At 71.2% G+C, this 14,505-nt stretch carries 15 protein-coding genes and 1 pseudogene; 5 read left to right on the plus strand and 11 right to left on the minus strand.

The genetic code is table 11. The features are described from left to right. Positions 1 to 39: 39 nt before the first annotated feature. From AB0N07_RS26240 to AB0N07_RS26255, 4 genes are all read right to left on the minus strand, one after another. Positions 40 to 1,254, minus strand: a complete 1,215-nt coding sequence (locus AB0N07_RS26240) for an acetyl-CoA C-acetyltransferase (RefSeq protein WP_365839044.1) — start codon at positions 1,252 to 1,254, stop codon at positions 40 to 42. Positions 1,255 to 1,295: 41 nt separating this feature from the next. Further along, positions 1,296 to 2,438 (minus strand): acyl-CoA dehydrogenase family protein, encoded by a 1,143-nt coding sequence (locus AB0N07_RS26245; protein ID WP_365839046.1) that lies wholly within the window; start codon positions 2,436 to 2,438, stop codon positions 1,296 to 1,298. Next, a complete protein-coding gene (locus tag AB0N07_RS26250; RefSeq protein ID WP_365839048.1) occupies positions 2,435 to 3,571 on the minus strand; it encodes a CaiB/BaiF CoA-transferase family protein in 1,137 nt (378 codons plus the stop codon). The genes AB0N07_RS26245 and AB0N07_RS26250 overlap by 4 nt, the downstream gene beginning before the upstream one ends. 122 nt (positions 3,572 to 3,693) lie before the next feature. Next, positions 3,694 to 4,074, minus strand: a complete 381-nt coding sequence (locus AB0N07_RS26255; protein ID WP_365839049.1) for an MmcQ/YjbR family DNA-binding protein — start codon at positions 4,072 to 4,074, stop codon at positions 3,694 to 3,696. Positions 4,075 to 4,164: 90 nt separating this feature from the next. Here AB0N07_RS26255 and AB0N07_RS26260 point away from each other — a divergent pair, with 90 nt between their 5' ends. Next, complete coding sequence (locus AB0N07_RS26260; RefSeq protein WP_365839051.1) at positions 4,165 to 5,343, plus strand: saccharopine dehydrogenase NADP-binding domain-containing protein; 1,179 nt, start codon at positions 4,165 to 4,167, stop codon at positions 5,341 to 5,343. 9 nt (positions 5,344 to 5,352) lie between these two features. Here the strand turns inward: AB0N07_RS26260 and AB0N07_RS26265 are convergent, their stop codons facing one another. The 5 genes from AB0N07_RS26265 to AB0N07_RS26285 form a co-directional block, all read right to left on the minus strand. After that, positions 5,353 to 5,496, minus strand: coding sequence for a hypothetical protein (locus AB0N07_RS26265; protein WP_365839053.1), 144 nt, complete (start codon positions 5,494 to 5,496; stop codon positions 5,353 to 5,355). 67 nt (positions 5,497 to 5,563) lie between these two features. Next, on the minus strand, positions 5,564 to 5,818 hold the full coding sequence (locus AB0N07_RS26270; protein ID WP_365839055.1) for a hypothetical protein: 255 nt from the start codon (positions 5,816 to 5,818) through the stop codon (positions 5,564 to 5,566). Positions 5,819 to 5,903: 85 nt separating this feature from the next. After that, complete coding sequence (locus tag AB0N07_RS26275) at positions 5,904 to 6,641, minus strand: endonuclease V (RefSeq protein WP_365839056.1); 738 nt, start codon at positions 6,639 to 6,641, stop codon at positions 5,904 to 5,906. A gap of 106 nt (positions 6,642 to 6,747) precedes the next feature. Continuing rightward, the gene (locus AB0N07_RS26280; protein ID WP_365839057.1) at positions 6,748 to 7,080 is read right to left on the minus strand and encodes a plasmid stabilization protein; all 333 of its coding nucleotides are present in this window, start codon (positions 7,078 to 7,080) and stop codon (positions 6,748 to 6,750) included. Between the two features lie 54 nt (positions 7,081 to 7,134). Then, the gene (locus tag AB0N07_RS26285) at positions 7,135 to 8,229 is read right to left on the minus strand and encodes an oxidoreductase (RefSeq protein WP_365839059.1); all 1,095 of its coding nucleotides are present in this window, start codon (positions 8,227 to 8,229) and stop codon (positions 7,135 to 7,137) included. Between the two features lie 232 nt (positions 8,230 to 8,461). On the opposite strand from AB0N07_RS26285, the gene AB0N07_RS26290 reads away from it, so the two are divergent. After that, positions 8,462 to 8,878, plus strand: a complete 417-nt coding sequence (locus tag AB0N07_RS26290) for an SsgA family sporulation/cell division regulator (RefSeq protein ID WP_115910400.1) — start codon at positions 8,462 to 8,464, stop codon at positions 8,876 to 8,878. A gap of 124 nt (positions 8,879 to 9,002) precedes the next feature. Here AB0N07_RS26290 and AB0N07_RS26295 read toward each other — a convergent pair. Beyond that, positions 9,003 to 9,581 (minus strand): annotated as a pseudogene (locus AB0N07_RS26295) (isocitrate lyase/phosphoenolpyruvate mutase family protein); the annotation flags it as partial. Positions 9,582 to 9,708: 127 nt separating this feature from the next. Beyond that, positions 9,709 to 10,380 carry a GPP34 family phosphoprotein gene (locus AB0N07_RS26300; protein WP_365839061.1) on the minus strand — a complete coding sequence of 224 codons (672 nt, stop codon included), beginning with the start codon at positions 10,378 to 10,380 and terminating at the stop codon, positions 9,709 to 9,711. Between the two features lie 299 nt (positions 10,381 to 10,679). Here AB0N07_RS26300 and AB0N07_RS26305 point away from each other — a divergent pair, with 299 nt between their 5' ends. From AB0N07_RS26305 to AB0N07_RS26315, 3 genes are all read left to right on the plus strand, one after another. Beyond that, the gene (locus tag AB0N07_RS26305; protein WP_365839063.1) at positions 10,680 to 12,293 is read left to right on the plus strand and encodes an ABC-F family ATP-binding cassette domain-containing protein; all 1,614 of its coding nucleotides are present in this window, start codon (positions 10,680 to 10,682) and stop codon (positions 12,291 to 12,293) included. Between the two features lie 137 nt (positions 12,294 to 12,430). After that, entirely contained in the window at positions 12,431 to 13,207 is a 777-nt protein-coding gene (gene ddaH, locus AB0N07_RS26310; protein WP_365839065.1) for a dimethylargininase, read from the plus strand. Positions 13,208 to 13,422: 215 nt separating this feature from the next. Then, positions 13,423 to 14,397 (plus strand): acyl-ACP desaturase, encoded by a 975-nt coding sequence (locus AB0N07_RS26315; RefSeq protein ID WP_365839067.1) that lies wholly within the window; start codon positions 13,423 to 13,425, stop codon positions 14,395 to 14,397. The last annotated feature ends 108 nt before the right edge of the window (positions 14,398 to 14,505 follow it).

Below are 14,505 nucleotides of genomic sequence, written 5' to 3' on the forward strand. Positions count from 1 at the left end.
CCGTTGAAGTCTGTGAAGTCTTTTGGTTCCGCCGGGTGTTCAGATGCGCTCGACGATCGTGGCGATGCCCATGCCGCCGCCGACGCAGAGGGTCACGAGGCCGTAGCGCTTGTCCTGGCGCTCCAGTTCGTCGACGAGGCTGCCAAGGATCATGGCGCCGGTCGCGCCGAGGGGGTGGCCGAGGGCGATCGCGCCGCCGTTGACGTTGACCTTGTCCAGGGACAGGCCCATGTCCCTGACGAAGCGCAGGACGACCGCCGCGAACGCCTCGTTGATCTCGACGAGGTCGATGTCGTCGATGGTCAGGCCCGCCTTGGCGAGCGCCTTGCGGGTGGCGGGCGCGGGACCGGTGAGCATGATGGTCGGCTCGGAGCCGGAGACGGCGGCGGAGACGATCCGCGCTCGGGGCCGCAAACCGTACCGCTCCCCCACCTCCTTCGAACCGATCGCGACCAGCGAGGCGCCGTCGACGATGCCGGAGGAGTTGCCCGCGTGGTGGACGTGGTCGATCTTCTCGACCCAGTGGTACTTCTGCAGCGCCACGGCGTCGAAGCCGCCCAGCTCGCCGATGTCCGCGAAGGACGGCTTCAGCCTGCCGAGGGAGTCGGCGGTGGTGCCCGGGCGCAGGTGCTCGTCGTGGTCCAGGACGACCAGGCCACTGCGGTCCTTGACGGGGACGACGGAGCGGTCGAAGCGGCCTTCCTTCCAGGCCGTCGCCGCCCGCTCCTGCGAGAGCGCCGCGTACTCGTCGACGTCCCGCCGCGAGAATCCCTCGATGGTGGCGATCAGGTCGGCGCCGATGCCCTGCGGCACGAAGTTGACGGCGAGGTTGGTCATCGGGTCGTTGAACCAGGCGCCGCCGTCGGAGGCCATCGGCACCCGGGACATGGACTCGACACCGCCCGCGAGGACCAGGTCCTCCCAGCCCGAACGGACCTTGGCGGCGGCCATGTTGACGGCCTCCAGACCGGACGCACAGAAGCGGTTCTCCTGTACGCCGGCGACCGTGTCCGGGAGGCCCGCGGCGACGGCGGCGATGCGGGCGATGTCGGAGCCCTGGTCGCCGACCGGGCCGACGACGCCGAGCACGATGTCGTCGATCGCCGCCGGGTCCAGGCCGGGGAAACGGCCCTGGATCTCGTGGATGAGCCCGACGACCAGGTCGATGGGCTTGGTGCCGTGCAAGGAGCCGTTCGCCTTGCCGCGGCCGCGCGGGGTGCGGATCGCGTCGTACACGTACGCTTCGGTGCTCACTGGAAAGCCTTTCGGGGTGAGGGTCGGCCGGGCGATGAGCTTCAGCCCAGCAGGGAACGGCCGATGATCTCCTTCATGATCTCGGTGGTCCCGCCGTAGATGGTCTGGATACGGCCGTCGGTGAAGGCCCGGGCGACCGGGTACTCCGTCATGTAGCCGTAGCCGCCGTGCAGTTGGAGGCTGCGGTCGGCGACCCGCTTCTGCAGCTCGGTCGCCCACCACTTGGCCATGGAGGCGTCCACGGCGTCGAGCCGGTCGTCCGCGTGCTCCTCCACGCAACGGTCCAGGAACGCGCGCGTGACGGCGCACTCGGTGGCCATCTCGGCTATCTCGAATCGGATGTGCTGCTTGGTGGCGAGCGGCCGGCCGAAGGCCTCGCGCTCCTTGACGTACTCGGTGGTGATCTCCAGCAGGTGCTCGGCGGCCGCGATCGCGGCGACGGCGATGCTGAGGCGCTCCTGCGCGAGGTTGGTCATCAGATGGCCGAAGGCGCCGTTGAGCGCGCCGAGCAGGTTCTCCTTGGGCACGCGCACGTCGGTGAAGAACAACTCGGCCGTGTCCTGCGCCTTCTGGCCGATCTTGTCGAGGTTGCGGCCACGTTCGAAACCGTCCATGCCGCGTTCGACGACGAGCAGGGACAGGCCGTGCGCGCCGCCCTCCGGGGTGGTCTTCGCGACGACGATCACCAGGTCGGCGAGGATCCCGTTGGAGATGAACGTCTTGGCGCCGTTCAGCAGCCAGTGGTCGCCCCGGTCCTCGGCGTGCGTACGGATCCCCTGGAGGTCGGACCCGGCGCCCGGCTCGGTCATCGCGATGGCGGTGATGATCGACCCGTCGCAGAAGCCGGGCAGCCAGCGCCGCTTCTGCTCGTCGGTGGCCAGGCCGGTGAGGTACGGGCCGATGACATCGTTGTGCAGGCCGAGGGCGAATCCGGGAGCGCCCGCGCGGGTGAACTCCTCGGCCAGTACGGTGGCGTAGCGGAAGTCGGAGGTACCGCCGCCCCCGTACTCCTCGGGCACGGCGAGTCCGAGCAGACCCTGCTTGCCGGCCGCCCGCCAGGCCTCGCGGGAGACGATGCCGTCCTTCTCCCACTGCTCGTAGTACGGCAGCACCTCCCTGGCCAGGAAGGCACGCACGGTCGCGCGGAACGCGTCGTGCTCAGGGGCGAAGATCTGCCGTTTCATGCGGGGCCTTCCAGGAGGTCGGGTACGTCCCAGTCGCGTGCCACGTCGGCGGTGTCGGCGCCGGGCTGCGCGGGGCCGGTGCGTACGGCCGTGGGGGTGGCGGAGAAGCGGGGGGCGGGGGCGGGCTGGGTGATGCCGCCGTGTTCGGTGAAGGTGCCGCGGGCGGCGAGGTGCGGGTGGTGCGGGGCCTCGCGCAGGGACAGCACCGGCGCCACGCATGCGTCGGAGCCCGCGAAGACAGCCGTCCACTCGTCCCGGGTGCGGGATTTGAAGCCGGCCGCGACCGCCTCGCGCAGTTCGCCCCAGCGGCTCCGGTCCTTGCGGGCGTCGGCGTGCTCCGGGATGCCGAGGACGCGCACGAACTCGTCGTAGAACTGCGGTTCCAGGGCGCCGACCGCCATGTACTTGCCGTCGGCCGTCTCATAGGTGCCGTAGTACGGGCAGCCGCCGTCCAGGAGGTTGGCGCCGCGGCGGTCCTGCCAGCCGCCGGCGGCGAGCATGCCGTGGATCATCGCGGCGAGGTGGGAGGTGCCGTCGACGATGGCGGCGTCGACGACCTGGCCGGTGCCACCCGCGCGCGCGTGGTGGAGGGCGGCGAGGACGCCGACGGCCAGGTAGAGGGAGCCGCCCGCGTAGTCGCCCAGGAGGTTGGCGGGGACGGCCGGGGGCTCGTCCGGGCTGCCGATCATGCCGAGGGTGCCGGTGAGCGCGATGTACGCGATGTCGTGGCCGGCGCGGTGGGCGAGGGGGCCCTGCTGGCCCCAGCCGGTCATTCGGCCGTAGACGAGTCCCGGGTTGCGGGCGTGGCAGGCCTCGGGGCCGACGCCGAGCCGCTCGGCCACTCCCGGGCGGTAGCCCTCGATGAGGACGTCGGCGCGCGCGGCGAGGTCGAGGACGCGCGCGGGGCCGTCCGCGGACTTCAGATCGACGATCACCGAGCGCTTGTTGCGGTTCGTGATGTCGTACTCCGTGTCGATCGCGAGCCCGACGCCGCCGGGGCGGTCCACGCGGACGACGTCGGCGCCGAGGTCGGCGAGGAGCATGGCGGCGAACGGGCCGGGCCCGATGCCGGCCAGCTCGACCACGCGCACGCCGGAAAGCGGGCCGTGTCCAGGCGTCTTTGCCTCTGCCATGCAGTCCCCAGGAGTTGTGACACAACTGCTGTAACACTAGTGATGTTAGGAACACGTTCCAGCGGACACAAGACCCGGGAGAGCAAGCGCTTAGCCAAGTTGTGCCGGAGGAGGCATGCGGATCAGCGTGCATCCAGGTCGACTATCAGCCGCTTCGGTGCGATCACCCGGTAGCTCTCCTCCACCCAGTCGCACAGCAGCTCCGCCGCCGGGGCACCCTGCTCCGCAAGCGGGATGCGGACCCAGCCGGCCCTGCCCAGTCCGTATCCGGCGGGTTCCGCCCCCGGGGTCGTGAGGGCGTGCGCGTGGACGGCCTCGTCCCTGAGCTTCACCGTGACGCCCAGTGGATGACTGCCGTCATCCACACCCAGGAACACGAACACCTTCCTGTTGACCTTCGCCACGGTCTCGCCCCACGGGTACTCCTCGACGGCACCCGGTAGTCCGAGGGCGAATTCGCGCACCTTCTCCCACTTCTTCAGGGCATTCTTCGGCACGGTCACCGCTTACCTCCGGGCTCGTCGTCGGGCTCCGCACTCTTCACGCTAGCCTCGGCCACCGACAACGGCGCGTGCTGCGGACCGAGGGGTGTCATGAGCAGGCTGAACAGGACGGACCGTCCGTACGACATCGTGCTCTTCGGAGCCACGGGCTTCGTCGGGACGCTCACCGCGGAGTACCTCGCCGCGCATGCACCCGAGGACCTGCGCTGGGCGATCGCGGGCCGCAGCGAACGGAAGCTGGAGCAGCTGCGCGAGCGGCTGCCCGGCAACGGGAAGGTCGGGGTGCTGCGGGCGGACGTGGCCGACCCGGCGTCGCTGCGCGAACTCGCGGAGCACGCGCGCGTGGTGGCCACGACGGTGGGACCGTATGTGACGTACGGCGAAGAGCTGGTCGCCGCCTGCGCGGACAGTGGTGCGGACTATCTCGACCTCACCGGTGAGCCCGAGTTCGTGGACCTGACATACGTCCGCCACGATGCACGCGCGCGTGAGACCGGTGCGCGGCTTGTGCACGCCTGCGGGTTCGACTCGATCCCCCACGACCTGGGCGCGTACTTCACCGTGCGGCAACTGCCCGAGGGGGTGCCGCTGACGGTGGACGGGTTCGTGACGGCGGACGCCACCTTCTCCGGCGGGACGTTCGCCTCGGCGCTGAACCAGTTCTCGCGGGTGCGGCCGATGCTGGCCGCCGAGCGGGACCGCAAGCGGCACGAGCCGCGCCTGGTGGGGCGGCGGGCCGCCGCGCCGACGGGTGTGCCGCGGTTCGCGAAGGAGGTCGGCGCGTGGGCGCTGCCGCTGCCGACCATCGACGCGCAGATCGTGGGCCGTTCCGCGAAGGCCCTGGAGCGCTACGGCCCCGACTTCCGCTACCGCCACTACGCGGCGGTGCGGCACCTGCCCGTCGCCGTGGGCGGGATCGCGGCCGTCGGCGGCCTCTTCGCTGCCGCCCAACTGCCGCCCGCGCGGCGCTGGTTGTCCGACCGGCTCAAGCCCGGCGAGGGGCCGAGCGCCGAGAAGCGGGCGAAGAGCTGGTTCAAGGTCCGCTTCGTGGGCGAGGGCGGGGGCAGGCAGGTGCTCACGGAGGTCGCGGGCGGCGACCCCGGCTACGACGAGACGGCGAAGATGTTCGCCGAGTCGGCGCTGTCGCTGGCCTTCGACGACCTGCCTCCCACAGCCGGTCAGGTCACCACGGCAGTCGCCATGGGCGACGCGCTCACCGAGCGCCTGCGCGGGGCGGGCCTCACCTTCCGGGTCGCCGCAAGCCGCTGAACAGGCCCCTCAGGACCACCCCGCCACGGTGTAGAGCATCCCGGCGATCCAGCCGAGTCCCGCCACCACGGCAAGGACCAGCGCGGCCGTCACGGCACGCTCGACGGGACGGTTGGGATCGGCGAGGGGCTTCGAAGCGCGGTGCGTCGTCATGCGTCACAGCCTGCCGACCGGCGCACCGCACCCACATCCGTACGGGTACTCAGTCCAGGTACTCAGGTCACCCGCCGAGCGGCTCGGGCGGCCGGTCGCCGAGCGCGTCCGCGATCCGATCCCGCACGGGGTCGGGCTCGGCGATGGCGAGCTGCCAGGCGAGCGGGCCGATCTGCCACCCCGCGTGATGGTCGAAGAACGGCGGAGGCCCGGCCTCGTTGTGGGCGACCTTGCCGACCAGCTCCGCGATGCGGAACAGGATCCGCTGCTCCTGCGCGAACTGCTCCTGGGCCGCCGAAGCACGGCGGACCAGCTCGAACACCTCGCGTCCACGGCTCCACCGGCCTGGGTCCGCCGCGAGCTCGAGAGCCGGCCAGGTCGGACTGACGCTCGAACAGGACGCGTTTCTACGACCGGGCGGGATCCGCCGCCGCACGGTCGGCAAGTGGCTTCGGGGAAGCACTGGCGTCCCGCAACGCCCTTCTGCACAACGCGTCCGCCCTGCGGGTCGTCTCCGGCAGGCGGTACTTCGGGGTCAGTGCCAGGGTGTGGGCGCAGGCGTTGTCGAGGGTCACTCGGTGGCCCACCGACACGAAGACCGGCTTGACGGCGTCGCGGGTGCGCAGGGCGCGGCCGACCTCCTCGGTGTCCGCGAGGAGGGGTGAGGTGCTGCCGCGCGGGGCGTCCGGGTCGGCGTGGGCGAAGGTGAAGGGGTTCTTCGCGACGCCGATCGTGGGCAGGCCCGTCAGGACACCGAGGTGGCTGGCGAGACCGAAGCGGCGCGGGTGGGCCAGGCCGTAGCCGTCGCAGACGACCAGGCCGGGCGGGCACGACAGGGCGTCGAGGGCGGCGAGGACCGTGGGGATCTCGCGGAAGGCGAGCAGACCGGGGACGTACGGGAAGGAGATACGGCCGACCGCCGTGGCCTCCGCGACGACCTCCAGGGTCGCCGCGTCCAGGACGACCGCCGCGGCCGCGACGACGTCCCGCTCGTCGTCGTACGCCACGTCCACGCCGGTGACATGGCCGGTACCCGGCGGCGGTCCCGGTTCGTCGAGCACCACCTGTGCCCGCAGTTGGTCCTGCACGGCGCGGGCCTGTTCCTCGGTGGCGGGCCAGCCCGCGGGGATGCGTACGGTCGTCATGATGGGACGAGCCTACGGCCCCTGAGCGGGCGTCGGACATGTGCCGCCGGGCGCGAGAACCCCCGCGGCAGCGGGATGATCCCCGCTGTCGCGGGGGACGGGGAGCTCAGCCCTTCTTCGCGTTCAGCGCGCGCTGCAGCTGGTCCTTGTTCATGTTCGAACGGCCCTCGATACCGCGCTGCTTGGCCTCGTTGTACAGCTGGTCGCGGGTGGGGCCCTGGGAGCCCTGGCCGGACCGCTGGCCACCGCGCTTGCCGGATGACATGTCCTTCGTGGAGCTGCGGCTGGCGGACTTGGACTCGCCGGACCGGGCGCGCTCCTTGTTGACGGTCCGCGCCGCGATCTCCTTGGCCCGTCCGGTGCTCTCACCCCGGTCCTGCGCGCTCTGCTTGATGTGCTCGTACTGGCGCTCACGCTTGGAGCTGGAACCTGCGGGCATGCTCGCTCACTCCTTTCGCAGTCGGCGACCGGGTACCCGCATTCACCCCATGCGTCACCACTCCAGACGAGCCACCCTCCCTTGCTCCCCCGCCGCCCAGCAGCCCAGGTCCGCCGTGCAGTCCACCGTGTCGTACGAGCCCGTGTCGACGGTCCCCCAGGTGCGGCCGCCGTCGGTGGTGAGGTCGGTGCCGGTGGGGCCGACCGCGAGGGCGTCGGTGCGGCTGTGCGGGAGCCACGCGACGCCGGAGCGGTAGGCGGGCGGCGGGGTGGCCGCGGGCTGCCAGGTGCGGCCGCCGTCGACGGTGCGGGCCGCGGCCTGCGGGGAGGCCTGGTCGGGGCGGTAGTCGCCGCCGACCGCCAGCCCATGGGTGCGGTCGCGGAAGGCGAGCGCGAAGACGCCCTTCGCCGGGTCGCCCGCGGGGACGGGTGTGTCGGTGGCCGTCCAGGTGAGCCCGCGGTCGGCGGAGTGCAGCACGCGCGCGCGTGCACCGCCGCCGGTGGCCAGCCAGACGTCCGAGGGGCCGGAGGCGACCAGGCACTGCCCGCTCGCCGCGAAGCCGGCCTCCCCGTCCAGGGCGGCCGGCATGCCGTCACTGGGGAGCACCTTCCAGGAGCGGCCCCCGTCGCCGGTCGACAGGATCCGGAACCTGCCGTCCACCGGGTCGCTCAGGGCGAGGCCGTGGCGACGGTCGAAGAAGGTGAGGCAGTCGTAGAAGGCCTTGGTGTCGGTGTTGCGGAAGGACTCGGTCCAGGTCGTGCCGCCGTCGTCGGTGCGGTACACGCGGGAGGCCTCGCCCTCACCGATGGCCAGCCCCACGGCGCGCCGCGCGTCGAACGCCTCGATGTCCCGGAACTGCAGCTCACCGGCGCCCGGCGGCGAGACGTTCCGCCAGCTCGCCCCGCCGTCGGTGGTGCGCAGCACGGTGCCGCCGGTCCCGGCCACCCAGGCGATGTCCCGGCTGACGGCCGACAGCCCCCGGAAGCGCACACCGGTCGTGCCGGTGTCCTTGAGTTCCCAGTGCGGCGCCCGGTGCCCGGGCTGCTGTGCCTGTGCGGGTACGGCGCTCAGGGCGGCCAGCGCCGCCGAGCACACCGCCCCTGTGGCCACTGTCCGAAACGCACGTCTCGTTCGTCGCGTGTTCCCCATACGCCTCATGGCGGGCGAAGCTATCCGACGCCCCGGACCTCGTCCAGATGGCGGCCTTTTTCACAACTGCCCATCGGTGCACGGGAAATGGACTGCGTCACTCCTGTGCATGAATGCGGTGACGCAGGTCACTCGGAAAAGGTGTGCACGGATTGGCTGATTCCAGCGTCTCTAGCAGTGCCCGGCCCAATCCACTCGGAAGTCCGCCCAGACGTCACAAGGGAGCAAGGCGTTGTCCACCGTCATCGAACAACCCGTGGAGGCCCGCCTCGTCGCCGCCGCGCCGCGCATGCCGAGCATCCCGGCCAAGCTGCACTACGACCGCAGCGACCCGTTCGCGGTCCGAATGACCTTCCCGGCGCCGGCCACCCTGGAGGGCGTGGAGGTCTGCTGGACGTTCGCCCGCGATCTCCTCGCGGCCGGTCTGCACGAGCCGGAGGGCCACGGCGACGTGCGCGTGCGGCCGTACGGCTACGAGCGCACCGTCCTGGAGTTCCACGCCCCCGAGGGCACCGCCGTCGTGCACGTCAGGTCGCACGAGATACGCCGGTTCCTCGACGCCACGAGTGCGTTGGTGCCCGTGGGGCTGGAGCATCTCCAGCTGGATCTGGATCACGACCTGGCGGAACTGATTCGGGACGCCTGCTGAGCGCTGCGCCGACAGGGGCCCCGCCGGGTCGGTGGTCGTGTGCGGGTGCGTCGCGGCTGGTCGCGCCCACGCGGCGGAGCCGCCCATGGGTACGGCCTCGCGCCCCTTGGGGGTCCAGCCCCATGTAAGTCCCCGCGCCCAGCAGCTCCCGCGTGGCGCGGTGCACGGGCTCCGGGGCCCGCCATGACGTTCAGCGGAGCGTCGATTCCGTCGACGAGGAGTTCGACCGTCTCCGGGTCGGTCGGCCCCGGGACGAAGACGCCGTCGGCACCCGCGGCGAGGAAGGCCGCGGCCCGCTTCAGGGTGACGTCCACTCCGCCCGCACCCCTGAGGAAGGTGTCGATCCGGGCGTTGACGAACAGCGGCACCCCTTCCGCGTCGGCGGCCTCGCGGGCGGCCGCGATCCTCCCCCAGACTTCGTCCGGGGGGACCCCCATTTCGCTTCGCTCGTCTGTTCGCCGATGGGACGCAGTGGCCCCGTGCCGGCCTCGTACAGCGCGTCCTCGATTTCACGCCGACCGCGCCCGCGGCGAGCACCGCACGGATCGTGTCGGCGACGCCTGCCGCGTCCTGTGCGTAGCCGCTCTCGACGTCCGCACCGACCGGCACGTCGACCGCGGCCGCGATGTCCGCGACGGCGGCGAGGGCCCGGTCGCGGTCCAGCCGGTCGCCGTCCGCCGAGCGGGCTGCCCTGCACGTGCAGCGAACGGAAGGCGAGAGCACGGGCACGGAGAGGGTTCTCGGTCGTCGTGCGGCTCACTCGACCAGCCGCTCCCGGGCGGCTGGCAGGAATCCGACATCTGGGTGAGGCGGCCGGGACCGGCTGCGGCTCAGTCGCCCGTCGCCGCCGCGACCGCCGTCAGTGACGCGGTCACCGCCGTGTGCACCTCGGTGACGACCTTCCGCAGTGCGGGCGTCGCCGCCCCGCTGCGCTCGGTCAGCTCCGCCACGCGCGCGTGGAGGCGTTTGCGGTCCTTGCCCGGCATCAGCGTGGGCAGCTCCGCGGCGGCGGCGAGGGCGACGACGGCCGCTTCCCGGTCGGAGACCTCCGCAACCGGCACCGGGCCCTCCAGAACCTGCCGCGCCCGGGCACGCAGCACGTCCACGACGTCCGCCCGCGCGAGCACGTACTCCACGCTCGGGAAGACCCCGAGGACCCGCTTCTTCTCCGCCCGCAGACAGCCCTCCGCCGTAAGCTGCTCCCGTACGGCGTCGAGGGTCACGCGCGCGTGCAGCGTCACCCAGGTCTGCCATCGGTGCGGCCGGGATTCGCGGACCAGTTCCAGGAGCCCGTCGAGGACGGCGTCCCCGGTGAGGGAGTCCATGTCGGCGGGCGTGGCGATGCCTTCCTCGTCGACGAGCAGACCGCGCTGGGCCAGTTCGGTGAGGGCGCCGGCCCGCACCAGGTGGTGCAGGCGGGCGGCGGCGGTGACCTCGGCGGTGTGGGGGTCCCAGGCCAGCAGATAGAGCCGGGCAGGCAGTGAGAGCGGGCCGATGGGCACGGGGACTCCTTCGTGCGGTGAGGGCGCAGAGCACGTTAATCCGTTGACAGTCCGCCGACCGCCTCCTACGGTGTACAGCGGTTCTGTTGCCGTCGATTGGAGAAGGACGTTGCTCGTCTGAGGTCCTGAGACACCGTGTCACACACGTGAGGTGTGTGCGCTGCGTGCGACCTCGGCATTCGAGCCGTCCTGACGGAGCAGGGCTTTTTCGTGCCCCAGGGCTCTCCTCTCCCGCCGTAGGTCTCCGGTGTCTCGATACGCGTTTGCCCCTGACCGCACCAAGCAACCGCGAGGCCCGTATGTCTACTTCCCTCACTTGTACGTCCCTGTCCTTCACCTGGCCCGACGGCACCCCCGTCTTCGAGGGCCTCGATGTCGCCTTCGGCCCCGGCAGGACGGGGCTCGTCGGTGTCAACGGGTCCGGGAAATCGACCCTGCTGAAGCTGATCGCCGGTGAGCTGGCCCCGGCCGACGGCGCCGTACGCGTCGCGGGCGAGGTCGGCTACCTCCCGCAGAACGTCACGCTCGACACCCGGCTGCGCGTCGACGGCGCGCTCGGCATCGCCGCACAGCGGGCCGCGCTGCACGCCATCGAGGCGGGCGACGTGGCCGAGGCGCACTTCGAGACGGTCGGCGACGACTGGGACGTGGAGGAGCGCGCGCTCGCCACGCTCGGCGAACTCGGCCTCGGGCACATCGGGTTGGACCGCACCATCGGGGAGGTCTCGGGCGGCGAGTCGGTGCTGCTGCGGCTGGCCGCACTGCTGCTGCGCCGCCCGGACGTCCTGCTCCTGGACGAGCCGACCAACAACCTCGACCTGTACGCGCGCAGGCGGCTGTACGCGGCCGTCGCGTCCCGGCCGGGAGTGATGATCGTGGTCAGCCACGACCGCGAGCTCCTGGAACTGGTCGACCAGATCGCCGATCTGCGCTCCGGGGAGGTCACCTGGTTCGGCGGCAACTACTCCGCGTACGAGGAGGTGCTCGCCATCGAGCAGGAGGCGGCCGAGCGGATGGTGCGCGTCGCGGAGGCCGACTTCAGGAAGCAGAAGCGCGAACTGGTCGACGCCCAGGTCAAGTTGGCCCGCCGCAAACGGTACGGGCAGAAGATGTGGGACCAGAAGCGCGAGCCGAAGATCGTCATGGGGGCGCGCAAGCGCGCGGCGCAGGAGTCCGCGGGCAAGCACCGCATCATGCACGAGGAGCGGCTCAGTGAGGCGAGGGAACGGCTCGACGAGGCGGCGGACGCCGTACGGGACGACGACGAGATCCGCGTCGACCTGCCGTACACGGCCGTACCGCCGGGCCGCACCGTCCTGACCCTCATGGACCTGCAGCTCGCGTACGGCGCGCGCGTGGCCGGCGGGCTTGATCTGCGCGGCCCGGAGCGGGTGGCGCTGATCGGGCGCAACGGCGCCGGCAAGACGACGCTGCTGCGCACCATCGCCGGTGAGCTGGCGCCGGTGGCGGGCGAGGCGCACGCGCACGTGCCGCTGCGTTTCCTGCCGCAGCGCCTCGACGTGCTCGACGACGAGCTGTCGGTCGCCGAGAACGTAGCCCGGTTCGCGCCGGCCGCCACCAACAACCGGATCAGGGCGCGCCTCGCCCGCTTCCTGTTCCGAGGCGCCCGCGCCGACCAGAAGGCGGCCACCCTGTCCGGCGGCGAACGCTTCCGGGCGGCCCTGGCCGCTTTGATGCTGGCCGAACCCGCACCGCAGCTGCTGATGCTCGACGAGCCGACGAACAACCTCGACATGGCGAGCGTGCGGCAGCTGACCTCGGCCCTGGAGTCGTACGAAGGGGCGCTGATCGTGGCCAGCCACGACCTGCCGTTCCTGGAGTCGATCGGGATCACCCGGTGGCTGCTGCTGGACGGCGAACTGCAGGAGACGACGCCCGAGGCGATCGGATAGCTCCCGATCGCGCGTCTCAGGAGGGGCACAGCCTGGCAACGAGGGTTTTGCCGTAGTGGATCGGCGCTGCATGATGGCGGACCGGGTGTCGCGTCATGGGCGCCCGGTCTGCCGTCCCGCCGATTCGGAGTTCCGTCGTGCCCAGCAAGAAGGCCCTCGTCCGCCGCCCGAGCCCCCGCCTCGCCGAAGGGCTGGTGACGCACATCGAGCGGGAGAAGGTCGACTTCGATCTCGCGGTCGAGCAGTGGGAGGCGTATGTCGAGGCCCTGCGCGAGCACGGCTGGGAGACGGTCGAGGTGGAGCCCGAGGACGACTGCCCGGACTCGGTGTTCGTCGAGGACACCGTCGTCATGTACAAGAACGTCGCGCTGATCACCCGTCCCGGCGCCGACTCCCGGCGGGAGGAGACGGCCGGCGTCGAGGAGGCCGTCGCCCGCCTCGGCTGCTCGGTGAACTGGATCTGGGAGCCGGGCACCCTGGACGGCGGCGATGTGCTGAAGATCGGCGACACGATCTACGTCGGGCGGGGCGGCCGCACCAACGCGCCCGGCGTCCAGCAGCTGCGGGCCGCCTTCGAGCCGCTGGGGGCGCGGGTCGTCGCCGTACCCGTGAGCAAGGTGCTGCATCTGAAGTCGGCGGTCACGGCGCTGCCCGACGGGACGGTCATCGGGAGCATCCCCAGGGTGGACCGGCCCTCGCTCTTCCCGCGCTTCCTGTCGGTGCCCGAGGAGTCGGGCTCGCACGTGGTGCTGCTCGGCGGCAGCAAGCTGCTGATGGCGGCGAGCGCACCGAAGTCGGCGGAGCTGCTCGCCGACCTCGGTCACGATCCGGTCGTGGTGGACATCAGCGAGTTCGAGAAGCTCGAGGGCTGTGTGACATGTCTCTCGGTGCGGCTGCGGGAGTTGTACGCCTGACGGGCCGGCCGGTCAGGCTTCCAGCCCCGGGACCTGCGAGTCCTGGGGCTTTTGGGCGTTCCTTGGAAGTCCTGGGAAACATGGCCTGATCAGGGATCTTTACACTGGGCTTAACCTACGGCTTCGTAACCTACGGTTTCGTAGCCTACGATCCCGTAGGTTCCGGCACCGCTCGCCGGTCCGTCCCCTTTGTTACGCGTCCCCCTGGAGTTCCCGTGACGATCACTTCCCCACACCTCGGCAGCCCCGCCGTCTGGACCGACGCCAAGCTGCTGTACGCACTGGAGGAAGTGGTCGAGACGGAACTCGACCGGCATCTGAAGGTCGCCAAGGACTGGATGCCGCACGAGTACGTTCCCTGGTCGGACGCCCGTAACTTCCCCGGTCTCTTCGAGGACGGCGAGGCCTGGGACAAGGAGCAGTCCAAGGTCACCGAGATCGGCCGGATCGCACTGGTCGTGAACCTGCTCACCGAGGACAACCTGCCCAGCTACCACCACGAGATCGCCTCGCTGTTCGGCCGTGACGGCGCCTGGGGCACCTGGGTGCACCGCTGGACCGCCGAGGAGGGCCGGCACGGCATCGTGATGCGCGACTATCTGCTCGCCTCGCGCGCGGTGGACCCGGACAAGCTGGAAGCGTTCCGCATGGCCCACATGAGCGAGGGCTTCGAGTCGGACAACCGGCACTCGATGCTGCACTCGGTCGCCTACGTGGCCTTCCAGGAGCTCGCGACCCGTATCTCGCACCGCAACACCGGCCACCAGTCCGGCGACCCGGCCTGCGACCGCATGCTGGCGCGGATCGCGACCGACGAGAACCTCCACATGGTCTTCTACCGCAACCTCCTGAAGGCCGCCTTCGAACTGGCTCCCGACCTGACCATGCAGGCGGTCCGGGACGTCGTGGTGAACTTCCGGATGCCCGGCCACGGCATGCCCGGTTTCGAGCGGTTCGCCGCGCAGATGGCGATCGGCGAGGTCTACAACCTGCGCATCCACCACGACGACGTGCTCCAGCCGGTTCTGCGCTTCCTGAAGATCATGGAGATCGACGGCCTCGGCCCCGAGGGGCAGCAGGCCCAGGACGAACTCGGGCTGTTCCTGGGCGGACTGGACGCGGAGGCCCTGAAGTTCGACGAGAAGCTGGCGGCACGCAAGGCACGCATGGCGGCGCGCGCCGCAGGCTGACGGCACATCTGACCTCCAGCGCCAACGAGGCCCGGCTCTTTTTTCTTCGGCTCATTCTTGCGAATCCTCGTGCGGTCGTCACCGCTGGACGGAATTCCTCGATACGCC

It is taken from the genome of Streptomyces sp. NPDC051172 (assembly GCF_040682555.1).
Taxonomy (GTDB): Bacteria; Actinomycetota; Actinomycetes; order Streptomycetales; family Streptomycetaceae; genus Streptomyces.